The 22767-nt window shown below is 51.2% G+C and carries 25 protein-coding genes; 8 read left to right on the top strand and 17 right to left on the bottom strand.

What is annotated here, in order from left to right; translation table 11 throughout:
- Positions 1 to 524 (bottom strand): IS110 family transposase (locus tag PsAD46_RS26380; RefSeq protein ID WP_153040822.1); only part of this gene is annotated, 524 nt, incomplete at its 3' end.
- Positions 525 to 691: 167 nt separating this feature from the next.
- Positions 692 to 1591, bottom strand: a complete 900-nt coding sequence (locus PsAD46_RS26375) for a LysR family transcriptional regulator (RefSeq protein WP_063291107.1) — start codon at positions 1589 to 1591, stop codon at positions 692 to 694.
- Positions 1592 to 1676: 85 nt separating this feature from the next.
- Here PsAD46_RS26375 and PsAD46_RS26370 point away from each other — a divergent pair, with 85 nt between their 5' ends.
- Positions 1677 to 2300, top strand: coding sequence for a class I SAM-dependent methyltransferase (locus tag PsAD46_RS26370; RefSeq protein WP_063291106.1), 624 nt, complete (start codon positions 1677 to 1679; stop codon positions 2298 to 2300).
- 6 nt (positions 2301 to 2306) lie between these two features.
- Here the strand turns inward: PsAD46_RS26370 and PsAD46_RS26365 are convergent, their stop codons facing one another.
- The 11 genes from PsAD46_RS26365 to PsAD46_RS26320 all read right to left on the bottom strand — a co-directional run bounded on the left by PsAD46_RS26365 (position 2307) and on the right by PsAD46_RS26320 (position 12472).
- Positions 2307 to 3083, bottom strand: a complete 777-nt coding sequence (locus tag PsAD46_RS26365; RefSeq protein WP_208982052.1) for an endonuclease/exonuclease/phosphatase family protein — start codon at positions 3081 to 3083, stop codon at positions 2307 to 2309.
- Positions 3084 to 3262: 179 nt separating this feature from the next.
- Entirely contained in the window at positions 3263 to 4372 is a 1110-nt protein-coding gene (locus PsAD46_RS26360; protein ID WP_063291104.1) for an aminotransferase class I/II-fold pyridoxal phosphate-dependent enzyme, read from the bottom strand.
- 45 nt (positions 4373 to 4417) lie between these two features.
- Entirely contained in the window at positions 4418 to 4783 is a 366-nt protein-coding gene (locus tag PsAD46_RS26355; RefSeq protein WP_063291103.1) for a hypothetical protein, read from the bottom strand.
- A gap of 48 nt (positions 4784 to 4831) precedes the next feature.
- The gene (locus PsAD46_RS28230; protein WP_161831226.1) at positions 4832 to 4990 is read right to left on the bottom strand and encodes a hypothetical protein; all 159 of its coding nucleotides are present in this window, start codon (positions 4988 to 4990) and stop codon (positions 4832 to 4834) included.
- 12 nt (positions 4991 to 5002) lie between these two features.
- Positions 5003 to 5464: a hypothetical protein gene (locus tag PsAD46_RS26350; RefSeq protein ID WP_063291102.1), complete on the bottom strand. Its 462-nt coding sequence runs from the start codon at positions 5462 to 5464 to the stop codon at positions 5003 to 5005.
- A 263-nt stretch (positions 5465 to 5727) separates the two neighbouring features.
- Positions 5728 to 6195: a VOC family protein gene (locus PsAD46_RS26345; RefSeq protein WP_063291101.1), complete on the bottom strand. Its 468-nt coding sequence runs from the start codon at positions 6193 to 6195 to the stop codon at positions 5728 to 5730.
- Positions 6182 to 6982 carry a TetR/AcrR family transcriptional regulator gene (locus PsAD46_RS26340; protein ID WP_153040821.1) on the bottom strand — a complete coding sequence of 267 codons (801 nt, stop codon included), beginning with the start codon at positions 6980 to 6982 and terminating at the stop codon, positions 6182 to 6184. The genes PsAD46_RS26345 and PsAD46_RS26340 overlap by 14 nt, the downstream gene beginning before the upstream one ends.
- Before the next feature lie 122 nt (positions 6983 to 7104).
- Positions 7105 to 8832 carry an ABC transporter ATP-binding protein gene (locus PsAD46_RS26335; RefSeq protein ID WP_063308231.1) on the bottom strand — a complete coding sequence of 576 codons (1728 nt, stop codon included), beginning with the start codon at positions 8830 to 8832 and terminating at the stop codon, positions 7105 to 7107.
- A gap of 12 nt (positions 8833 to 8844) precedes the next feature.
- On the bottom strand, positions 8845 to 9807 hold the full coding sequence (locus tag PsAD46_RS26330) for an ABC transporter permease (RefSeq protein ID WP_063290307.1): 963 nt from the start codon (positions 9805 to 9807) through the stop codon (positions 8845 to 8847).
- Between the two features lie 21 nt (positions 9808 to 9828).
- Positions 9829 to 10809: an ABC transporter permease gene (locus PsAD46_RS26325; RefSeq protein WP_057461862.1), complete on the bottom strand. Its 981-nt coding sequence runs from the start codon at positions 10807 to 10809 to the stop codon at positions 9829 to 9831.
- 82 nt (positions 10810 to 10891) lie between these two features.
- On the bottom strand, positions 10892 to 12472 hold the full coding sequence (locus tag PsAD46_RS26320; protein ID WP_063308230.1) for an ABC transporter substrate-binding protein: 1581 nt from the start codon (positions 12470 to 12472) through the stop codon (positions 10892 to 10894).
- A gap of 313 nt (positions 12473 to 12785) precedes the next feature.
- On the opposite strand from PsAD46_RS26320, the gene PsAD46_RS26315 reads away from it, so the two are divergent.
- The gene (locus tag PsAD46_RS26315) at positions 12786 to 13136 is read left to right on the top strand and encodes an ArsC family reductase (RefSeq protein ID WP_057461860.1); all 351 of its coding nucleotides are present in this window, start codon (positions 12786 to 12788) and stop codon (positions 13134 to 13136) included.
- Positions 13137 to 13239: 103 nt separating this feature from the next.
- On the opposite strand, the gene PsAD46_RS26310 is transcribed toward PsAD46_RS26315, so the two are convergent.
- Both PsAD46_RS26310 and PsAD46_RS26305 read right to left on the bottom strand, forming a co-directional pair.
- Positions 13240 to 14481 (bottom strand): radical SAM protein, encoded by a 1242-nt coding sequence (locus tag PsAD46_RS26310; protein ID WP_063308229.1) that lies wholly within the window; start codon positions 14479 to 14481, stop codon positions 13240 to 13242.
- A gap of 114 nt (positions 14482 to 14595) precedes the next feature.
- A complete protein-coding gene (locus tag PsAD46_RS26305; RefSeq protein ID WP_063308228.1) occupies positions 14596 to 15399 on the bottom strand; it encodes a creatininase family protein in 804 nt (267 codons plus the stop codon).
- Positions 15400 to 15606: 207 nt separating this feature from the next.
- Here PsAD46_RS26305 and PsAD46_RS26300 point away from each other — a divergent pair, with 207 nt between their 5' ends.
- The 3 genes from PsAD46_RS26300 to PsAD46_RS26290 all read left to right on the top strand — a co-directional run bounded on the left by PsAD46_RS26300 (position 15607) and on the right by PsAD46_RS26290 (position 18058).
- Positions 15607 to 16521 (top strand): hypothetical protein, encoded by a 915-nt coding sequence (locus PsAD46_RS26300; RefSeq protein WP_063308227.1) that lies wholly within the window; start codon positions 15607 to 15609, stop codon positions 16519 to 16521.
- A 68-nt stretch (positions 16522 to 16589) separates the two neighbouring features.
- The gene (locus tag PsAD46_RS26295) at positions 16590 to 17354 is read left to right on the top strand and encodes an ABC transporter ATP-binding protein (RefSeq protein ID WP_153040820.1); all 765 of its coding nucleotides are present in this window, start codon (positions 16590 to 16592) and stop codon (positions 17352 to 17354) included.
- Positions 17355 to 17530: 176 nt separating this feature from the next.
- Positions 17531 to 18058, top strand: a complete 528-nt coding sequence (locus PsAD46_RS26290) for a MarR family transcriptional regulator (protein ID WP_057461855.1) — start codon at positions 17531 to 17533, stop codon at positions 18056 to 18058.
- Between the two features lie 51 nt (positions 18059 to 18109).
- Here the strand turns inward: PsAD46_RS26290 and PsAD46_RS26285 are convergent, their stop codons facing one another.
- Complete coding sequence (locus PsAD46_RS26285) at positions 18110 to 18655, bottom strand: DinB family protein (protein ID WP_208982051.1); 546 nt, start codon at positions 18653 to 18655, stop codon at positions 18110 to 18112.
- Positions 18656 to 18839: 184 nt separating this feature from the next.
- On the opposite strand from PsAD46_RS26285, the gene PsAD46_RS26280 reads away from it, so the two are divergent.
- A complete protein-coding gene (locus tag PsAD46_RS26280; RefSeq protein ID WP_063308225.1) occupies positions 18840 to 19904 on the top strand; it encodes a LacI family DNA-binding transcriptional regulator in 1065 nt (354 codons plus the stop codon).
- A gap of 570 nt (positions 19905 to 20474) precedes the next feature.
- Positions 20475 to 20921, top strand: a complete 447-nt coding sequence (locus PsAD46_RS26275) for an AprI/Inh family metalloprotease inhibitor (protein ID WP_063308224.1) — start codon at positions 20475 to 20477, stop codon at positions 20919 to 20921.
- Positions 20922 to 20928: 7 nt separating this feature from the next.
- On the opposite strand, the gene PsAD46_RS26270 is transcribed toward PsAD46_RS26275, so the two are convergent.
- The gene (locus tag PsAD46_RS26270; RefSeq protein ID WP_063308223.1) at positions 20929 to 22107 is read right to left on the bottom strand and encodes a pyridoxal phosphate-dependent aminotransferase; all 1179 of its coding nucleotides are present in this window, start codon (positions 22105 to 22107) and stop codon (positions 20929 to 20931) included.
- 141 nt (positions 22108 to 22248) lie between these two features.
- On the opposite strand from PsAD46_RS26270, the gene PsAD46_RS26265 reads away from it, so the two are divergent.
- Positions 22249 to 22668, top strand: coding sequence for a hypothetical protein (locus PsAD46_RS26265; RefSeq protein WP_063308222.1), 420 nt, complete (start codon positions 22249 to 22251; stop codon positions 22666 to 22668).
- Positions 22669 to 22767: the final 99 nt, after the last annotated feature.

Genomic DNA, 22767 nt, shown 5'->3' with positions numbered 1-22767 from the left:
GAAATCTCATTGGCGCGATTGTCGAGAATGGCGAACAGAGAGTTTCTCAAACTGCTACTACCTGTGCGCACCGCAATTCCTTGCTCTAACAGGAAGGCCCGGATCTGGTTGATGGTGGCGGTACGACGCGAGACCAATCGGGATCGAACTCGATGCAGGGCTTGCAGATCGAGCTGATCCTGGCTCTTTTCCTGCACGTAATTCAAATTGGGCCGCAGCACGGCCTCGGCCACAGCTTCAGCATCGTTGTAATCGTTCTTCTGGCCTTTGACGAAAGGCTTGGTGTATTTGGCGGCGATGATACGGGGATCGAACCCCAGTTTGCGCAATGTTCGGTTAACAAAATGCGCACTCATGCACGCTTCCATGCCCACAATACAGCGCGGCAACTTCTCGAACGTAGCCACGAGGGACAGACGCCTGATCTTTTTCCGAAAAGCGTAGCTACCATCGTCATTGAACCCAACGATGTGTAATGTATCTTTGCCAATGTCGATGCCGACGGAAAGAAGTTCTGTGGTCATGGGACTGCTCCGGTTTCATGAGAACAGGATCACTATAGAGCCTGCGCCTTAGGGGAGCAGGCGGTCCATCCCATTACCAGACATTCAGGGCATCTACTCACGATTAAGGGTGTTGGTGCACACATCGTATTTTGAATGCTGTTGTCATTATAAAGTTTGTCACACAGTCACAACAACTGTTTGCTTGAGAGCGTGTCCGCCAGAAGGTCGAAGACCAGGCGGATGCGCTTTGAGGTGTGCAGTTCGCGGTGGGTTGCCAGCCAGAAGGGCACGACGAATGGCTCAAAGCTTGGCAGCACCTGTTCCATTTCCGGGAACATTTCAGCGATCTCTTGAATCATGACGATGATGCCGAGATCATTTCTGACCAGTTGCCACCCCACCAGCCCGCTTGCGGTTGTTAGTTTGAAGTTGCTTTCTTTGAGTGGCAGGCCAGACTCGGTGAAATACTTGAGGAATTTGTCTGGCCTGTCGAAGGCGATGAAGTCGTGGTTTGCCATGTCATTGGCCGATTGTGGGCGGCCCTTGCGGTTCAGATAGGTTTTGCTGGCATAGAAGTGTGCGGTGGTTTCCCTCACAAGTCTTGCGGTCAGGTCTGGTTGTTCCGGGCGGATATGGCGGATGGCGATATCTGCTTCACGCTGCTGCAAATCACTGACGGTGTTGGTGGCGATGATTTCCACGTGAATGCCTGGTGCGATCTCGCGCAATTGCTTCAAAATGGGCGTTAGGATGAAGGCTGAGGCGGTGTCGCTTGCGCTGATGCAGACGGTTCCGTCAATCTCCTGAGATTGGCCGGAAGCTGCCAATGAGATGCGGTTGGCTGCCTCTCCCATGGATTTCACATGCTCCAGCAGCTCAAAGCCCGCCTGCGTGAGGGAGAGTGAGCGACCAACACGCTCAAACAACGTCACGCCGAGCGCTTCTTCCAGCGCGGAGACCTGTCTGCCCAGTGTGGGTTGGGTGAGGCCGAGGGCCCTTGCCGCAGCCGAAAGGGAGCCTTCCTCTGCTGTGACAAGGAAAGCGCGGGCTTGATTCCAATCGAATGAGACGCTCTGCCAGTTCATGCATATTTGTATACCTCAACTGCGAATTTTGGCAATTTGTTTTGATAATATGCATGGATACACTGCAGGAAATGGAGGGTTTCCGATGCAGAATTCCGCAGGATTTTGGGACAAGCATGCGCCGGGTTATGTGGCGCGACCAATGAAAGACGTTGCTTCCTATGAGAAGGCAATGGACCGTGTCCGTTCTTATCTCACACCGGAGCAAGAGGTGTTGGAGCTGGGCTGTGGCAGTGGGGCGACGGCGATGCTTTTGGCCAAGCATGTCAAGCACATGACCGCTAGCGATATTTCCAGCAAGATGATTGAGTTTGGGCGTGAAAAGGCATGGGACGACGGCGTTGAGAATGTGAGTTTTGTGCATGCTCCCGCAGGTGGATCAGTGCTTGATGGCAAAACCTATGATGTGGTGATGGCGTATAATGTTATTCATCTGATCAAAGGTCCGGCTGATGCAATCAATCAGGTACAGCGACTTGTGAAGCCGGGGGGATTGCTCATTTCCAAGACGCCATGTTTGGGTGATTCCGCGTTTTACTGGCGCTGGCTGATCAATGTGATGCGCCTTGTTGGGTATGCGCCTTATGTGACCTACTTCAAGCAGGTGGAATTGGGGCGTCAGATTGAGCAGGCAGGCTTCAAGATTGTTGAAACTGGCAATTATCCGGCGTCTCCCATGGGGCGTTTCATAGTTGCGCGTAAGGTGTAAGGCCGTTTACAGGTCCACGCGGGCAAACAAACCGTGGTGGTCGGAGCCGTAGTAAGGGCGGAGAAAGGTCTTTCCGCCCTTTGGTGCGAGGACGTGGTCAATGCGCATGGCATAGGTGCCTTTGAAGAGGAAGCTTGCTTCAAATGGACCGGCCAATTGAGTGTCCGTGGCGTCGGTATATTCATCCAGATTGTGCGACCACGGGACCATGTTAAAATCGCCAGCAATCATCTTCAGTCCATCCAGCTCTGATAAGATCGAGATGATTTTCCCAGCTTGTGTCTCTTGAGGAAACGGCCATGGCCAGTGCTGATGGATAGACACCACCCAGAGCGGTCCCTCTGAGCTTTGGATGTGCAGTGCTGCTATGCCGAGGCCGATCTCACAACGATAAGCATCAGAAGCAAGAGGGAGGCGTGAGAGCACAGCGACTGCACCGACGGCGGTAAACGGACAAACGATGTGGTAGGGGTACTGCTTTTTGAGTGAGTTGATGAGAGGAAGATGCCTTTTGTGCACTTCCTGAAGCGTGATCACATCTGGTTTCAGCATGAGGATGTCATTTAGGATGTCCGAGCGATCTCCCGGACGGAAACTCAGGTTCTTTTGATAGACCGCCAGATCGTAATTCTCTGGGACGCGCACTCCCTGATAGGCCCACAATACTGTTGCGCTGCTGATTATTGCGACCAGAAAGCCGATGATCATCAACTTGGGCTGGCGGTAGCTAAAGAGAGTGAGAATAGCGAGTAAGACGGCCAGAGGCAGCCGAAGAACAGACAAGCTGTCACCGATCGGATGTATAATTCCCAGGAAAGATATGAGGAGTAAACTTGTTACTCCAATTATTGAGTTGCGCAGGAACATGACAATCTTCGTTCATGGGGTTAGAAGGCGCGAACCTGCTATGTATAGTCGAAACTATGTTCATTATTTGACAGCGCAATCATTTGGCGGAAAACCTAGGTTTTTTGCAAAACTCCCTCTGCCAGATCATTAAGTTTCTGAAGGAAGTGACACAGAGTGATTGCGTCAGATATGTTGGAAGGCATGACCCGAATGCAGTTGGTGAGCTGAGGCATTGGTGCGTAGCTGATGCAAGGAATGCCAGCTTCGATTAAATGGGTGGTGAATGCATCTGCTTGTCCTGCCGGTGTTTCGATAAGCAAGAAGTCTGTTTCGCTGGGCAAGCAGGAGAGAGCGGTGTGTTGCTCGACGCTGTTCTTTACATGATCGCGCCATTGGCAGCAGGATTTGACGTGTGCTGCAAGCAGGTCATGGTTTTCAATCAGAGCTTTGCCAGCCGCCACGTTGAGTGGAGAGATGGTCGTGCCGCCTTTGAGCTGCCTGAGGCAACTGATGATCTTGGTGTTGCCCGTGATATAGCCAAAACCAGTTGCCGCATAACCTGCCTTTGACATGCTGCGCATGAGGACGAGGTTTTCGTGTGTCTCCAGCAAGCGGCACAGGGCGTGCGGGTCATCTGCAAACAAGTGATAAACTTCGTCAATGACGACGAGACCATTTGTATGGGTGGCAAGCGTTTCGATGAACTCCACCGGGGCTGTTCTGGATGTGGGGTTATTGGGCGTGCTGAGCAGGGTGATTGCCGGGTCGTCTTCTTGCAGTTTTGCTAAAGCGTCGGCAGTATCCCAGTGTCCGCCATTTGTGAGCTTGAATTTGTTGGGCTGGATGCTGAGCTTTTCTAGCGTGATGCCAAAGAGGAAGTAATCAAACTCAGGCAGGAGGACGGATCGGCCTTTCGCGAATGCGAGTGAGAGTTCCTCGAGGAAGGTATTGATACCACTGCCGAGCATAGTTGAGCAGCTGTCAGGCAGATTGTTTTTATCCCTGAGTGTTGTCTCCAACTCAGTGATTGCTTTTATGTTGTAGTTGGACAGATTGAGCTTTGAGACATTGCGCTGAATGCACTTGTCGATGTGCAACAGAGCCTTAGGGCGTGTTTCTGGCGCCTCAAGTTGTGGGCTTCGATAATCAATGAATTTTTCCAGATCGAACGAGGTTCTCTGGTGTTGTGCAGCCTGGCAGAAATCAGAGGGAGAGAAGGGCACAGTATGGGTGTCCCGTGTTGAGAACGATTTGAGAAACTGTCGTTCTTATTCGTAGACCGGTGGTGGGATCTGCGGGCGATGGTGAAGGTAATGACCAAATATCGCGTCGCAATCTTCAAAATACTTTTCGGTGAAGAGGATGTGTGTGTGCCAGACAATGTCTACGGCCTTGGAAGGCCATGCTCGGGCGTCCTGCGGATAATCACCTTTGTATTTGACCTCAAGTTCGAGTGAGTCAATCAAGAATTTGCGATAGTCATTGACTGCTGTACGTGTTTCCTTCCTTGGCCACTCGTAACCTCCATCTGCAACGGGAGCCGTGAGCTGGTCAAAGACACATTCCAGATCGAGGGCCTCAATTTTCTTGCGGCCATTTTCATTGAAGATGCGTTCTGAGGAATACCAGTCCATGTTCTAGGCTCCCGATGTTTGCTTGATTAACCAGAGTTTGGGAAACTCTCAGTCTTTGCTTTCTGTGTTTACTTCAGTTTTGTTTTCGATTTTTTCGAAAGGAAAACCGCCAGGGAAAAAACCACATTTTGCTTTTTGTGTTGGTGTGATTGCTTTGTGAGTGAATGGGTTTTGCGCAGCGGCGTGTAGTTTGTTCAGATCAGTCATGGGAGCCTCCTCCTAGGATTTATCTTGAGCGTCATGAATGGTGATGTGACCACGGCAAGTGCCGTCAGAAAACACGCCAACAATCGGGCTTTCTCCGATAAGGCCAGACGCAAACATTGTGACTTCTACAGGAGTTTTGTCTTCGCTCTCCGGAAAGACGACTTCATAGCTGTTGGTCATCGTGTAAATGCCTTCACCAACAGTTCCATCAGACTCCGTGACGAGAATGTCATGGCCCTTATGAGATTCAAGCTGGGTATGGCCTTCGTCACTTTTGCCTTTGTGAGTGGTCGTGTAACCTTCGGTATAGCGTGTTTTGCAGGTACCATCGTCAGGTTGCCCGCTGACGAGTGACAAGTCGGAGAACTCGACTTTAGAGTTTTCAGCAGTTGTATCGTTATTTTCAGCAAAGACCGGTGAGGTCGCGAGGCCGAGGAGCCCAAGGCCTGCGACGGCGGCAGTTGTCTTTTTCATATTTTTAGCCTGCTCTGATCGAAATGGGTTCGCATTAGTCGCTTTTGTATCCTTGCGGATGAGCAGAGCTTAGGGATGGCTGTCTTAATGAAAATGTTAAGTGGAAGAAGGATGTGCTTGCTAGGGTAATGCAAGCTGAAGTGGTTGCCTGAGAGTTTAAGCGCTATTGAATTAGAGGTTGTGAGAGTGCGTTAACTTATCATATTGCGTGCAGGCAAAAGAAAAGGGCCCGCTGGGGGCCCTTTATATCTGAATAGCTGGCTTTATTTGGTATCGGCGACCAGCTCGTGCACGTTCCCGTCGGGGTCTGCAAAGAAGGCGGTGTATTCGCCCCAGGGCTGCTGGGCAGGTGCAACGATGCTTTTAACGCCGTTGGCTAAGAGGGCATCGTATGCGGTATCAATCTGCGCTGTGGTTTCATATTTGAAGCCGATGCCCAGTCCTGAACCCGTGCGGATTCCATTGAGTGTTTCAGCGTTCAGGAAGGAACTGAGGTATTCATGACTGGCTAGTGACAGCCTGAGGCCGTTGGATTTGAACTCCGCGAACTCTCCATTTTCTGAGATCAGTTTCATCTTCATTTTGTCTTTGAAGAAAGCTTTCATCTCAGGGAAGTTTGCTGTGTGCAGGGTGACCATGTAAATGGCCGGCTGAGTTGGTTCTGCCTGAGCTGCGAACTGTGCGCCAAATAGTGACAGAACGGCGATCATACATTGCTTAATGAACGTCATTTGTTGTTGTTCCTTTCAGAGTCCATAGCCATTGGGATTTTGTTGCGAGAAAATGCTGTTCGAGCTGGTTTAGAGTTTGCTGGGTGTTAGAGGACGGCAGCCCGTATCCTTTGATGAAATTCATGAGGTGAGGTCTGAGAAAGGCGAGGGCGTCTTCCAGATTGTCTGGCTGATCGTGGGGCATGCCATACCAAACCAACGAGATCCCTGAAACGAAGGCCCAGAGACCGGTTGTCAGGTGTTTGGGGTCGGTGGTGGTTCCAGAGATTTCTGAGCAGAGCTCTTCCAGAAAAGAAGAGAGATCTGAGGCTACAATCTGATGATTGTGACGCCTGATATTATGAGTTTCCTGCCAGAAAGAAGGTGAGGCACATTGCATTTCTATTTGGAACACGTCTGGATGGGCGATGTTGAAAAGAAAGTCCAACATGATCACGCCGAGGCATCGCATTTCAGGCTCTTGAAATTGATCGATTACTAATTTTAGTTTTTGATGGCGGATATCAAGGGCTTGGGATGCCAGTGCGGCTACGACGTCCTGCTTGCTTTCGAAGTGGCGATAGAGCGTGCCGACGGAGACTTGCGATAGCTTGGCAAGTTCTGGCATTTTCAGGGCGCCAACTCCTTCAGCAATGGCGATTTCTCGCGCCTTCTCCAAAATTGCTTCTTCGCGAACTCTGGTTTTTTGCTGCTTGCCAGAAGGTTGCATGAGGTTGGTTCCATCGTTTTTTGATTTTGGAATATAATTCGAATAATATTCCATATTTGATTTTTGGATGGAACTCAAGGTTCGAGCTTGCCTGAGATGTAGGTTGGTGCATCACATTTAAGTGGCTGGATTGTCGGTTCTGCAGGCAAAAGAAAAGGGCCCGCTGGGGGCCCTTTGTGGTCTTCGGAATGTGAGTGGTGTTAGGCCAGTTCTTCTTCCAGATTTTGGCGGGACAGGCCGTCCATGCTTGGCATCAGGGAGAGGAGCTCCCTAGTGTAAGCGTGTTGAGGCTTGTCGAAGAGGTCTTCGGTATCAGCAACTTCCAGAAGCTGGCCGTGGCGCATAACACCGGTGCGGTTACACATCTGCCGGATGACCGCGAGGTCGTGGCTGATGAACAGCATGGTGAGGCCCAGCTCGTCCTGCAAGTCTTTGAGCAGGTTGAGGATTTGTGCCTGAATGGATACGTCCAGCGCGGAAGTCGGTTCATCACAAACCAAGAAGCGAGGGCGTGTCGCCAGGGCGCGGGCAATGGAGATGCGCTGGCGCTGACCACCGGAGAACTCGTGCGGGAACTTGGCTGCTGCTGCGATGCCAAGGCCGACGTGCTCCAGAAGGTCATCAACGATCTGGTTCACTTCGCTGTTGGTGCTGGCGAGTTTGTGGAACTTGATTGGTTCAGCCACAATATCACGCACACGCATGCGGGAGTTCAGGGAGGAGAACGGATCCTGGAAGATCATCTGCATCTGGCGACGCATTGCCAGAACCTGCTTCTTGTCTTTCAGGCTGGTCAGTTCCTGTCCTGCAAAGTGGGCGGTGCCGCCTGCCGGGTGGTAAAGGCCAGTGATGACGCGGGCCATGGTTGATTTACCGGAGCCACTTTCGCCCACGAGGCCAAAGGTTTCACCTGCGTGGATGTCAAAGCTGACTTTATCCAGAGCGGTGAAGTACTGCCTGTTTTTAGAAATCCATGCGTCCTTGGTGAGGAACTTCATGGTGATGTCTTTTACATCAAGCAGTGGGCCATCGACAGATTTGTAGTCACGCGCCTTGCCCAGCCAGTGGGTGCCAATGTCGATTTGCTTGAAGGGCTTTGCTGAGCCTTCAATGTAATCGACCTGCGGGAAGCGGTGTACTTTTACGTCTGGGCGCGGAACGGCGGCGATCAAGCTTTGGGTGTATGGGTGCTTTGGCGCGCCCAATACCTGCTTGGATTCGCCGTACTCAACCAGATCACCCCGGTACATCACCGCAACGTGGTCGGTGAGATCTGCGATCACACCCATGTCGTGGGTGATGACGACCATCGCCACGTTCTTCTCTTCACACAGACGCTTCATCAGCTTCAGGATCTGAGCCTGAATGGAAACGTCGAGCGCGGTTGTTGGTTCATCTGCGATGACAACTTCCGGGTCTGCGCAAAGAGCGAGAGCGATCACCACACGCTGGCGCATACCACCGGAGAACTGGTGCGGGTATTGCGCAATGCGTTCTTCCGGATTTGGAATGCCAACCTGATCCAGCAGATCAACCGCATGTGCGCGAGCTTCTGTCTTGGAGAGCGGCAGGTGCAGGCGGATGGTTTCGACCAGCTGGAACTCGATGGTCTGGAGTGGATCCAAAGAGGTCAGCGGATCCTGAAAGATCATGCCGATGCGCTTGCCGCGCAGTTTGCGCATGCTTTCAGCCGCGAGGTTGTCGATACGTTTGCCGTCGAGGTGGATTTCACCTTCGGCAATCCGGCCCGGATTTTCCAGGAGACCGATGACGGCGTTGCCGACGGTGGACTTGCCTGCGCCACTTTCTCCGACCACGCCAAGGATTTTACCGGCGTCTACGGAGAGATTGACATTACGGGACGCTGTGAAGACGTCTTTGCGGCTCGGAAACTCAACAGTGAGGCCGCGAATATCTAAGATGCTCATGGTCTGGCCTCCCTAGCGCAGTTTCGGGTTCAAAGCGTCGCGGAGCCAGTCGCCCAGCAGGTTTACTGCCAGCACGAGGATCGCGAGCGCCAGACCTGGGAAGATCGCGATCCACCACTCACCTGAGAACAGGAAGTCGTTGCCGATGCGGATCAGGGTGCCCAGAGATGGCTGTGTTGATGGAACACCAACGCCAAGGAAGGAGAGGGTTGCTTCTGTGATGATTGCCAGAGCAAGGTTGATGGTTGCAATAACCAGAACCGGACCAAGCACGTTTGGCAGCACGTGGCGGATCATGATGATCCATGCCGGAATGCCAATGACGCGGGCGGCCTGAACATACTCTTTGTTCTTCTCCACCAATGTAGAGCCACGAACTGTACGTGCGTACTGCACCCAGAACGACAGGCCGATGGAGAACGTTAGAATCCAGATTGCCCAGGTCTCACGGTCGATATTGCCAAAGATGCCGTTTGCAATGCCGTCGATGAGCAGCGCCAGCAGGATGGCCGGGAAGGTGAGCTGGACTTCTGCGATACGCATGATGATCGCGTCTGTGCGGCCACCGACATAACCGGAAATCAGGCCGAGGGAGATGCCGAGGACTGCGGCAAATGCCACAGACAGGAAGCCCACTGCCAGAGAAATGCGCATGCCGTACAGGATGCCAGAGAGCAGATCGCGGCCTTGATCATCTGTGCCCAGCAGGTAGCGTGGGTCGGACCATTCCATACCAATCGGCGGAATGCGTGCGTCCATGATGCTGATCTGAGCCAGATCGAACGGGTTGAACGGTGCGACAAGCGGAGCAAACAGGGCTGCGAGCATCAGCACTACCGTGGTGAAAGCCGCGAGGACTGTCACCTTGGAGCTGAGGAAGCTGTGCAGCAAGTCGCTGTCGAGGAAGCGGGCCATTGCGGAGCGCGGGGCTTCTGAAGCCTCACTGCCGGAAACGGTTGGTGTGTTATCTGTCATGATTATTATCCTTACCGTTTCTTATGCGCGGCCGCGTTCGGTGCGCAGGCGTGGATCAATCACGACGTAGAGAATGTCTACGATGAGGTTGATGAACACGAAGATGAAAGCGGTGAGCAGCAGGTAAGCTGCCATGATCGGAATATCCACGTTCTGCACGGCTTGCAGGAAGAGGATGCCCATGCCCGGCCACTGGAATACGGTCTCGGTGATAATCGCGAAGGCGATGATGGAGCCGAGCTGCAGACCGGTGATGGTGATCACAGGGACCATCGTGTTTTTGAGAGCGTGGATGTAATAGACAGACCGGTTCGGCAAACCGCGAGCGCGGGCGAACTTGATGTGGTCGGTCCGCATCACTTCCAGCATCTCAGCGCGGATCAGGCGCATGATGAGGGTCATCTGGTACAGCCCAAGCGTAATTGCCGGCAGGATGATGGCCTTCAGACCGCTGATGGTCAGGAAGCCTGTGTCCCAGAAAGACCCCAGGGCAACGACCTCACCGCGGCCAAAGCTTGGCAGCCACTGCAATGTGACCGAGAAGAAGAAGATAAACAGGATGCCGATAAAGAATGTTGGCAGAGAGATACCTACAAGAGATACCGACAGGAACATCTTTGAGAGCCAGGAGTCGCGGTTCAGACCGGTGTAAACGCCCATTGGAATGCCCAGCAGCAATGCAAAAATTGCAGAGGCGAAGGACAGTTCCAGCGTTGCAGGCAGACGGCGACCAATCAGGTCTGCCACAGGCTGCTTGAACTGGTAGGAGTTACCGAAGTCAAACTGGATTGCGCCCAGGACATAACGGAAAAACTGAACGAGAACAGGGTCGTTCAGACCGAGGCGCTGGCGCAAGGCTTCACGCTGTTCCGGGGTGGTCTCAATGCCCACCATCTGGTTTACAGGATCTCCAACAAAGCGGAAGAGCAGGAAGGAGATTAAGGCTACGACAAACATGACCACGAGAGCCATGGCGATACGCCGGGAAATAAAGCCAAACATGGTGTTTTATAGTTGTTCCTGAGAATAGAGGCGCCCAGCGCCTAGGGCGCCGGGCTATTATTTTGTTGGCTAAGCCGTAGACTTAGTTCTTCACTACAAACTTGAAGTGGAACTCGTTATCCGCACGCTGCTTCAGAGTAACCTTGTCGGATACACCCCAAGCCAGACCCTGCTGGTGCAGTGGAATGTGAGATACTTCGTTGTTCAGGATTGTGTAGGCTTCGGAGATCATGCTGTTACGCTTCTCTTCGTCGTTTTCGGAGAGAACCATTTTTGTCAGCTCATCAACGCGTGGGTTACAGTAACCACCGAGGTTGAATGGTCCGCCAGCACCTTTGTCATCACGACAGTTGTTGAGGTTGAGCAGAACGTTGTAGCTGTCGAATGAACCTGGGGTCCAACCGAGCATGTAGAAGGACGTGTCAAAGCCGCCAGATGCCAGGATCTTAGCGAAGTACTTCGCTTTAGGCTGTGCATTCAGGTTTACTTTGATGCCTACGCGCGCAAGGAATGCTGCAGTCGCCTGACAGATTGCTTCATCGTTAACGTAGCGATCATTCGGGCAGTCCATGCCAACTTCAAAGCCGTCTCCATAACCTGCTTCTGCGAGAAGTGCTTTCGCAGCTGCCGGATCGTACGGGTAGCGAGAGAAGTCACCGGAGTTTGCGAACAGGAATGGTGAGATCATCAGAGCAGCTGGCTCGGACAGACCACGCATGATTTTCGCTTTGATCGCATCAACGTCAATTGCCTGATAGAACGCCTTACGAACGCGAACGTCCTTGAACGGGTTCTTGCCTTTGATGTTGGAGTAGGTCAGCTCATCACGCTTCTGGTCGAAGCCAAGGAAGATGGTGCGCAGCTCAGGGCCGGTCAGTGCAGATGTGCCTGCATTGCTGTCCACGCGCTTGATGTCCTGTACCGGGATTGGGAACGCCATGTCCAGCTCGCCGGAAAGAAGAGCTGCAACGCGGGTTGCATCAGATCCGATTGGAGTGAACTCAACGCCAGTCAGGTTGTGTACTTTCTGGTCCCACCAACCGTCGTTTACGGTGAAAGTGGTTTTTACGCCTGGCTCATGCGTTGCAATCTTGAACGGGCCGGTGCCGTTTGTGTTCAAAGATGCATAGTTTGGATTGGTGTCAGAAGCGCTTGTCACTTTTACAGCGTTGTTTGCTTCAGTCCATTCCTTATCCATGATGTACCAAGTGGACCACTCGGAGTGAAGGATAGGGTTTACGCCTGTCAGGACGAAATCAACGGTGTAGTCGTCTACTTTCTCAACCTTGACGTCCGCTGCGATACGGGTTGTCAGGTCAGAGCCTTCAGCGCGAACACGGTTTGCAGAGAAAACCACGTCGTCAGCATTGAAGTCGTTGCCGTTGTGAAACTTTACGCCTTTGCGCAGGTGGAAACGCCAGCGGGTTGGTTCAATAACTTCCCAGCTTTCTGCAAGTGCAGGTTCGATCTGGAGATCAGCTGTACGGCGAACGAGACCTTCATACACATTGCCGTGCATGGCCATGGTGAATGTTTCGTTCAAGCTGTATGGATCTAGCTGATTGTATGTACCTTGAAATGCGAACTTCAGCGTTTCAGCATTTACCTGAGTTCCAGCAGCAAGCGTCATTGCCAATGCAGCGGATGCAATCTTTAAACGCATTCTAAATTAACTCCCCTTTTCCCCTCATGCAGAAAATTAATTGTTCTGCAGGGCCCCTCTGGTTTCGCCGACCACTTATTAGGCGGATTCTGGCGTCTTAGTGATATTACCCATATGAATGAATGCGTCTAGGGGGCATTGCGTAGTTGAAACGAGGAATTAATGTGGGCGCAGCGCAATTTCATAGCGTATTCAGGTGCTAAGGGATGTATTTCTTGCGGTTTAATGCGCGTCAGTTGAGAGACGCACTAACGTTAAGATGAGTATATTTCATCTAATGATGAGGAAATGAAGGGTTCTGATCTTGTTGATTATGTATGGTATTCGCAATTGCGACAGTGTTCGCAAGGCTCGTAAACTTCTGGATGAATCTAAAATCAACTACAATTTTCACGATTACAAGAAAGATGGTGCAGATGAAAATGCACTGATAGAGGCCTGTGAACGATTCGGTTGGGACGCTGTTTTGAATAAACGCGGTACCACATGGCGCAAATTGGATGATGAAATCAAAGCTGGTGTCACGGACCAGGCTAGCGCTATCGCCTTAATGGCACAGGAAACTTCATTAATTAAAAGGCCACTTATTATTGGTGGAAAACAGCTTTTGCTGGGATTTGATGCGTCTTTGTGGGGCGAAATTTTGGAAAAAGGAGAGCTGTAGAGACAGTTAAACTGTTCTAAGCTCTCCTTAATTGGACGGTAAAGTTTAAGGGTTGGGATCCTTTAGGCTTAGCCATCCTTCCTATGGTATGAGGCGCTGGCAATCACGTAATCTGAAGCGTGGTTGCCAACCCGAAATCTTTTATCTGACGAAGTTTTCTCGAAGCTGACCGCGACATTGAGTAAAAATGCTGCGAGAATTCTTCTGCACCCGCCTCAAGCTCTTCACAGGACATGTTTTTTGGCTGGTAGACCGCATGGGCACCATCAAATTCTCCCCAGTTGTCAGAGAGCAATCTGTCCTCCTCTTCCAGCTGTTTGTAGAAGCGGGAGCCGGGGAAGGGGATGGCGATGGCCGGTGCGGTAATATCTACCCCTATGTCATGATAGAACTTGGCGGTTTCGATGAAAATTTCTGGTGTATGCTCGTCGAAGCCAAAAATAGCCGTGGTGTCGACAATAATTCCATGTGTATGAATGTTAGAAATTTGAGATTTTAAGTTTTCAGGTTTTACAAAACCCTTGCCAGCACGCTTGAGTGCTGCCTTGGACGGGGTTTCTATTCCAATGAGCAAGTACTTCGCGCCGGACCTTGCTGCTGCTTCCAGAAGTTCCGGATCATCTGCTATGCGAATAGTGGTTTCGCCTGCCCATCTAATCTTGAGCGTTTCTAATGCTTTGAATAATTCCAAAGCGTATTCGCGATCCTCTGTCAGGTGGTCGGCGTGAAGTTCGACCCAATCGGTTTCCATTTCGGAAATCTCATTGATTATGTCGGGGATTGGGCGATAGCGGGTTTTGCCAAGCATGCCGGGGATGAGGCAGAAGCTGCAGTGGTGTTTGCAGCCGCGACTGACCAGCACGGACCATTCCCAGCCATACTGCTCTGCGGTGATGAGATGGCGCGGATATGGGTTAAGCTTGGACATGTCGGCGTAGGTGCCCGTGTATCTTGGCTTGAGGCTTCGGTTTTGCGCATCCTGTAGCAACTCATCCCAGACGTTTTCACATTCGCCTGTCATCACCGCATCTGCATATTCGCTGGCTTCTTCTGGCATGAAGGTGGCGTGGAGGCCGCCGATCACAACCTGACTGCCTTTTTCCGAGAAAGCTGCGGCGAGCTCGTAGCCTCGGTTGGCATCCGGGGTTGCGAAGAAAAGCACCACGAGGTCGGCAGTCACCTTGCGGGGATCGACCATCCTGATGGTTTCGTCATGCATCTCCAGCTGAAAATGGCGGGGGGTTGCTGCCGCAGCTGAGAAGATGGACTGAGGCGGGCCTCCACGCGCTTTCTTGTAATCTTTAAAATAGCTTGGTGCAGATGCTTTGATGAGACAGATCTTCATTGCCAACCTCATGTGTTTGTTTTGAATAAACTGTCATAAATAACAGTTTATAGCAAGAGGAATTTTTATGAGGTGTTACCGCATTGAAATTACGTCATTAATTGAAGGTATGATCTAGCTTTTGTTGAAGGATGACATATCAAAACGTTGCACATCGCGCAGGAGTTTGATGAACTCCTGAGAGGCGTGTGTGAGGGATGACTGGCCTTTTTCTGCAGTGGCGAGGGCCGCGTTGCCGAGTGCGCCGGTCTTGTTCAGATCCTCGCTCATCCAACCATATTGATGGCGGCCATGCGCGCGCAGATAAGCATCGTTGTTGATGTGGTCGGTTTGAGTGGAGGTGAAGTCTATCGCCTGATCCATGCGTACCAGATCAGGACGTAAGGAGAGCATGATGGAGGTTTCGATATCTCCGCCGTGAATGCCGTAGGTGAACTCTTCCTCAGCATAGAGGCCTTCTGGTTGGCCAAAGCGGAGCCAGCTGGATTCGACCGCCAGCATGTTGTGTTTGAGGCGCAAGTCACGGGTGATGATGTCCATCAGCGGTGAGTTGCCGCCGTGGGAGTTGGCCAGCACCAGCTTGCGGATACCTGCTCTGGCAACACATTCCCCGATCTCAATCCAGGCTTTAACAGCAGTTTCCCATGTGAGGCTGAGTGTGCCCGGGAACGAATGATGCTCATCTGATTTGCCGACGGCCTGAACGGGGAGGAATGTGACTGGCAGATCATCGGGCAACAGCTCAACCGTGCGAGCGACTTGCCCTTTAGCGATGCAAGTGTCCGTGTAGACCGGCAGATGCGGGCCATGCTGCTCAATCGCCGCAATCGGCAACACAGCGATCCAGTCGCTGGTGTCGTTCTCAGAGAAGTCCGTTGTTGTCATCTCGTGCCAATAACGGCGGGGCAGGGCGCTCATATGGTTTTCCGGTGCTTGTTGTCTTGCGTGCAGAGTAGCGTGTTGAAGCGCAGCCGTCATGGGGGAAGGAACGGGATGCTCTGGTTTTTCAGAGGTAGTGGGTAGGGAGGCGTTTACTCTGGTGACTGGCAGTTGGGGCTAATGGCTCACGTGAGGCGCAATGCCCCGTCCTTCTTGGTGGCTAATAACAAGAAGGAGAAGCCGATTATGTTTTCTAGAAAGACACGAAAAGGACTACTTGGTGGCGTTGCACTGGCACTGGCTGGGGTGATGGCTGGTGAGGCGGTTGCAACAACGGGCGTCCTGATAACCTCAACCTATTGCGACCGTTTTACAAATTCTCGAAATCAAATCTGGACCGAGGATAACCTCGGAGCCGGTAACGTTTATTATATGAAGGATAATGGCAGTGTTATTCAACTTTCTGGAGGTACTCCTATCTCGCAGGTCGATAATCTGGTTGCGACTGCCCATGGAAACTGCAATGGAATTGGGCCATTTGACAAAGATGTATTTGCGCAACATCTCAAAACGGCAAGAGATGTTGGCGCTGACTTCGATAAACTCGTGTTTTTCTCATGCTCTTCTGCGGCAACTGGTGTGTCTGGGCACAGTTTGATTGATGAAGTCGGGACAAAATTCCCGGGCACCAAGAAAATTGTCGGCTGGCCGCGAAGTGGTTATTTCTCTGGTTCAGATGATGCGGATTTTTCTAATGCTCAGTATACTAGCGGTTCTGATTTCGCATTCGTGAATCCTTCGCGCGAACATGAAGCTCGTGGGCGTATTGTCGATATGGACTACCTTTGGAATACGAAGATTACCGCTCCTATAGGTGCTCCCTTACGTTCAGTGCAGGCAGCTTGTAATCTGGCTGTTGGATCTGGCAATGATCAAGATCTGAAGACACGAATGCTTGAGACAATCGCTGCCTCGCGAGCCGTTCTGACAGGTGAGGTGGTTCCGAACATGCCTGGAAGCACTGTCTTGGGCTGGGGGCATCAGCTTTTGGACTATCAAGACAACGCAAAGGTATGTGGTGCTGATATTGATGGTGCCGGAACAGCGGTTCCATGCAATCATCCAGTCAACAAAAACTTCAATACGGCTGTTGTTCAATAAGGTGGGCGTGAGATCAATCTTATGATAGGTCGACTAGGAGAAATAAACTTTCTTAGGTCCCAATGAAAATGAAAAACTCCCCCCTCCTGTCCCTAAAGGACATCTCCAAGACCTTTGAGAATGGCACCACCGCTATCGATGGGTTTGACTTGGATGTGAGGGCGGGGGAGTTTTTGAGTATTCTTGGGCCGTCAGGGTGTGGGAAGTCTACTATTCTGCGGCTCATTTCCGGGTTGGAGGAGCCCAGCTCAGGTGAGATTATCCGGTCCGGGCAGGAAGAGGTTGGGTTTGTGTTTCAGGAACCGACCTTGCTGCCGTGGGCGAATACCTTTGAGAATGTCTACTGGCCGTTGAAGGTGAAGGGTGTTTCCAAGCGTGATGCGAAGGATCGCGTTGAAGACGCACTGGAGATGGTTGGGCTTTCCAATTTTGCGACGCATATGCCCTCAGAGCTTTCCGGCGGCATGAAGATGCGGGTTTCCATTGCACGAGCCCTGGTGACCAAGCCGAAGCTGTTGCTGATGGATGAGCCGTTTGCGGCTCTGGATGAGATTACCCGCAACAAGCTCAATGATGACCTACTTGAGCTGAAGTCTGCCCATGACTGGACGATCCTGTTCGTGACGCACTCTGTTTATGAGAGTGTGTTTCTGTCTTCCCGCATCGTTGTGATGGCGGCGGGGCCAGGGCGTATTACCCATGATATGACGCTTGATGCTTCTTACCCACGCTCGCTGAACTACCGTATGGAATCACAGTACGCGTCGTATTGCCGTGAAGCGGTGGATGCGTTGGAGCAGGCGATGGGACAGCAGATAAAAGTATCCGCGTAACCTCAAAATCCCACTGAGTAGAACTAAAGAGCTTAAACACCTAAGAAATCTCATTAGGTCACTAAATAATTATCGAACTGTCATCTGAGTTATATATTCGGCGGCTATCACTGCTGTACGGCGCTTTTTTTCGGGCGTTTTACGTTGATTAGGACAGCAGCGAGATTAGCCAGACCATGGGTTTTAATTTTAAAAAAAGCACGACATTTCGTCTTGCGCAGGCAGCGAAGGCGCAGCGGGCGCGTTCTGGGGCACACCTTTCGCGCATCGGATTGCATCCGGGGCAGGAAGCTGTTCTGAAAGTTTTGAGCGAGACTGATGGCAAGACCATGAGCCAGTTGGCTCTGGCGCTTGGTGTTCAGCCACCAACCGTGACAAAAATGGTGACACGCCTGACAGCTCAAGGGCTTGTTTTCCGCCGCATCTCGGAAACAGACGGCAGGCTTGCGCGCGTGTTCCTGAGTGAGGAAGGCCGTGACCGGATCTTACTGGTAGATCGTGCATGGAAGCGTCTTGAGAAAGAAGCGCTTGCAGGTATGGATGACAAAGACCGCAAGAAGCTTCGTCGCTTGTTGCGTCAGGTTGAGAAGAACCTGTCTGCCAGCTTTGAAGATGATCCGGATTTGGAAGATGAGCTGGAGAACGAAGATAAAACTGCGCAAGAGCAGGCTGCGAAGAAGGTAGAGCTGGAAGCTGCTGATTAAGCTGAAGGCGCAAGGCCTGCGTTAAACACAGGCCAATGATTTTTTATTGATTTAAGCGTCCTGGCAGAGAAACAGCAGGTCTGTATCTGGTGTTTCCAGTCCAAACTGGGTGAGCAGGGTTGTTATCTGCCCTCTGTGGTGGGTTTGGTGGTTGAAGAAATGCAGCACCAAGTCCCCAAAGTTTTTCGTTGCAGGTATGCCTTTCATGTTGGCATAGGTGAGAGCGTTCTCCGTTTGGGTGGCGGTGATGTCCCCTGCAAATTCTTCAATGATCGCGTCCAGCTTTTGCCGCGCAGCCTTCAAGTCTGACCAGCTGTCGTATGGAATAGATGTGAGTGCTTTTGGCACTGGAAACTGATCAAGTTGCTGCAGGCTCTCATATGTTTGGGAATGCTTTGCGAAACGGCGCAGCCAGGCCAGATCTCCCACCACGATATGATTGAAGGTCGCGAAGACTGATTTGAAGAACGCACCGCGGTTTTCTTTGAGTTGCGCATCGCTCAGTTGTTCCGCGCATTCATAAAGCTGTGCATTCATCCAGGTGTTGTACTGGGCCAATAATTTGAAGTCTGAATACATTTTCTCGAAACCTGTCATTTGCTTATGTATTTCGCTAAAAAATATCAGCATGTTTGATGGGTTTGGCAAGTGGCTAAAACTTGAGAATTCATAATGAATTCTCTTTGTTGGCAGTGTGGAGTATTGCTATTTGCTAATGTTGCTGTGCATAAGTGCTTAAGAATACAAACTGGATCCGGCTGGATATGCGAGGACATCGGCATTGAGCGGCACAGGTAAACCATTGAGATTAGGCGATCTTGCTGAGAAACTGGGCGTTTCGACGGCTACAGTTTCTTTGGCTTTGAGAGATTCCCCTTTGATCGCTAAAACCACGAAAGCACGGGTGAAAGCCTATGCTGAGGAAGTGGGCTATATCTATAATCGGTCAGCTGCATCTTTGCGGACATCTCAATCCAATATGATTGGGGTGGCGGTTCACGATATTCTCAATCCATATTTTGCCGAGGTGTTTCGTGGGCTGGAAGAAACTCTGGCGCTGCACAACAAGACCATTCTGATTTGTAATCACCGCGATATTGTCGAGCGGCAGAAACATTTCACCGATACGCTGCTGCAGCATCGGGTTGATGGGCTTATTCTGTGCGCTTCGGTTGGCACGACTGACAAGGACATCAATTCCATTGTGCGGCAAGGAGTGCCGGTCACGCTGGTTTGCCGCGATGTGGCTGGAGCGGATGCGCCTTGTGTTCGTGGTGATGATTTTCTTGGGTCCTACCGGATTACAAAACATCTGATTGAGCAAGGGCATACCCAGATCGCGATGGTTGGTGGCCGGCGTGGCAGTTCTGCCGGACGCGACCGGAACCGCGGCTGGCGCTCAGCGCTTGAGGATGCGGGGATCAATGCGGATGAGCAGCTGGATATTCCTGAGTTGATGACGCAGGATGATGGCCGATCCATTGCCAAGCAGGTTGTGCAGACGGATCCTCGGCCAACGGCTGTGGTGTGTTTCAACGACCTTGTGGCACTGGGCGTGATGAGTGCTGTTCGCCGACTTGGCGTTGAGCCGGGGCCGGGCCTGGCAATTGTTGGCTATGATGACACCGAGGGAACGGAAAATCGGACGCCAGCCCTGACCACTGTGGACAATGGGGCCGGAACCATTGGTGTGAATGCTGCAGAACTCATGCTATCGCAGATGAATGGCGAAAAGCTCAGTAATGAACTGACGTTAATCGAGCCTAAGCTGCGAATTCGTGAGAGTGCGCCTCCTCCGGGTGAGCGGCTGGTGTCAGTGGATGGGCTGTGCGCGAACCCTGAGTAACTGCCATTTGAAATCAAAAGGCAGTTTGGTGATCGTGAAACTGCCTCATTGAAACTCTATGTTTACTATGCCGCGCTTATCTAAGCGGCACCTTGTATTGCGTTTGGAGTTTCGTCATGGTCAGTTCTCGTGGAAGTATCGAAGATCATAAAGACTTGAAGATGTTTGGTTTTTTTACACTCGCCATGACATGTATGGTTCTTCTCGTTGGCTAACTCTCTAAATCGACTCGCTTCGCTAGGTTGAGAGGAATGCTCATTTTTGAGTGCTCCTCGCGGTGGCCTTTGAGCTTTGGTTGGCTTGCCTTGCTTGGCTGTCTTTTGATGCGAAATGCAAATCACCTAAAACGAGTGCGTTTTGCACTTTATGTAAATAATAACTAGTATGTAATTAGATTTATTTTAGATTGTATCTGTACTCAACAAGTAATGCGTGTATTTGTTTTTGAGTTAAATCCATGAATAAGTTATGTTTTTAGATCTGTTATCTCTCACTTAATTTCCTGTTAACCTTGAGTTAACTGATTGCGCCCAGAATCTGTACATAAAACAGATCCTGGAGGCTGTTCGTATGCATGGGATTTTGAGAAAAACAGTAGTAGCTGCCAGCGCAACCCTGGCGTTAGCTAGCTTTGGCGTCCTATCCGGTCAAGCCAGTGTAATTTCTGGTCACTGGTCAATTTCTGATGTGTTGTCGTCTAAAACCTGCTCAGCGCAACTTGGTTCTGAGCCTGCTGCAAGTGGATATGGCAACTCGTTTGAGACCAAGAATTGTCAGGGGCTTTATGCGCCCATCTCCAAAGCTACTGCGTGGCAGTGGAGCTTTGATGATGGCTTGTCGCTGCTGGATGCAGACGGGAAAGTCGTGCTTCAGTTTGATATTGATGAGCTTGATGGATTGACCTCAATTGGGCCTTCCTCGCTGTTCCTCATCATGCAGCCTGTGCATCAGGACAGTAAGGCCCCAGACCTTTCCGACTTGATCGAAAAGGCCATTGTGGTGACTGCGCAGCGTTAGAGCTTTCTTACTTGGTGTGGGTGCTTAGGAAATCACCTACATGGCTTAATGCACGGTTGATGTTCTCCTCTGAATTGGCGTAGGAGAAGCGCAGATATCCTTCTCCCAGAATACCAAAATCAGGTCCACCGATGAGCGCAACGCCTGCTCCTTCCAATAATGCTGAAGCTAAAGGTTTGGCTTGCCATTTTGTTTCTTTGATATTCGGGAAAGCGTAGAAGGCGCCTTTGGGCGTGTTGCAGGAGATGCCGGGCAGGGCGTTTAGTCCCTCCACGACGAGCTTACGTCGGCGGTCAAAAACCAGCATCATCTGATCAACTGCATCCTGCGGGCCTTCGATGGCGGCAATGCCTGCGTATTGGCTTGGTGTGTTGACGCATGACCAGCAGTTCACGGCAAGCTTGCGGGCTTTGTTGATCAGGGATGTAGGCCAGACAGAGTACCCCATGCGCCAGCCAGTCATGGCCCATGTTTTGGACCAGCCATTGAGCAGGATGAGTTGGTCTTTGAGCTGCTCGAACTCCATCAAGGATGTGTGCTTGAGCCCATCATAGGTCATGCGGGAGTAAATCTCGTCAGATAGGACTGGCAGGTTTGGATGGTTTTCCAATCCCTTTACCAGCTTCTCTATCTCAGAGCGCGGTGTCACGCCGCCTGTTGGGTTGGCTGGGGAGTTGAGAATAAGCAGTGCTGTGCGTTTATTGATCAGATTGAGAGTTTCTTCCGCAGAAAAAGCGAAGTCGTTTTCTTCACGGATTGGCACTGGGATTGGGGTTGCTCCAGTGAACTCAATCATGGAGCGGTAGATCGGGAAGCCGGGATCAGGATAGAGGATCTCTTTGCCAGGCTCACCAAACATCAGGATTGCCATGAACATGGTAACTTTGCCGCCGGGAACGACCATGACGTTGTCTGGCGAGACATGCGTGCCTGTTACCGCATGCAGGCTTGATGCGATGGTTTCGCGGAGAGGGAGAATGCCCGTTGCACCGGTGTAACCGTGGTGGCCATCGCGCAGGGCTTTGACGGCTGCCTCTACGATGTGTTCCGGCGTTTTGAAGTCTGGCTGGCCGATGCCAAGATTGATGATATTGCGGCCCTGCTGAGCAAGCTCAGTTGCACGTGCCAAAACGGCGAATGCGTTTTCGTCCCCGATGCGGTCAAACGCCTCTATGGTTTTCAGCATGATGGTTGGCCTCCCAGTTCCCCAAAACGATCGGCTGGATGGTAAGGGATGGAAACGATTGAATGCAAACGGAAATTAGTTGAGAGTTAGGTTGAGTTATGTAAGGTACGCACTCATAAGGTGTTAAGATTAGAGGGTGAAATGGATTTTCAAATTGGTGATGTTGTTCGTTGGAAAGTACGGGTTGATGAGATTGAAAACGCTGACGGGGATCCTGAGACTGATCTATATTGCGGGCAATTGATTGTTGATTTTGTGCATGACGAAACAGCAAAATGTGTTCGTTATAATATGACGGGATGTCTTGATTGCCCGCCCGCTCTTGAAGAAGTGCCATTGTCTGACATTGAATTCTGGGATGCTGACGTAGAAACCCTAAGGAATGACTTTAACAAGCCCTTAGTTGCAGGTAATTTTGTTTACTTCCGTAGTGATCTGGGCGTCTCAAACCCAAGGATGAGGCCAATGGAGGTGCTTCAGATAGAAGGTAATAATGTAAGGATCAGGCTTCAAAATAAAGATATCGATGTACCTCTTCATCATGTTTACTCTCCCGATTAGTCATTTTTGTTCCGAGTTAAGTTTGGCGAATTCTCCAAATTGATGTGCGTGTTTCATGGCAAAAGAGCACTTCTGCTCTTTTGCTGGCAGATCAACTGT

This window comes from Pseudovibrio sp. Ad46, from assembly GCF_001623065.1.
Classification (GTDB): Bacteria; Pseudomonadota; Alphaproteobacteria; order Rhizobiales; family Stappiaceae; genus Pseudovibrio.
Note: the sequence above shows the minus strand (reverse complement) of the source record. Positions and strands in the feature narration are given on the sequence as shown.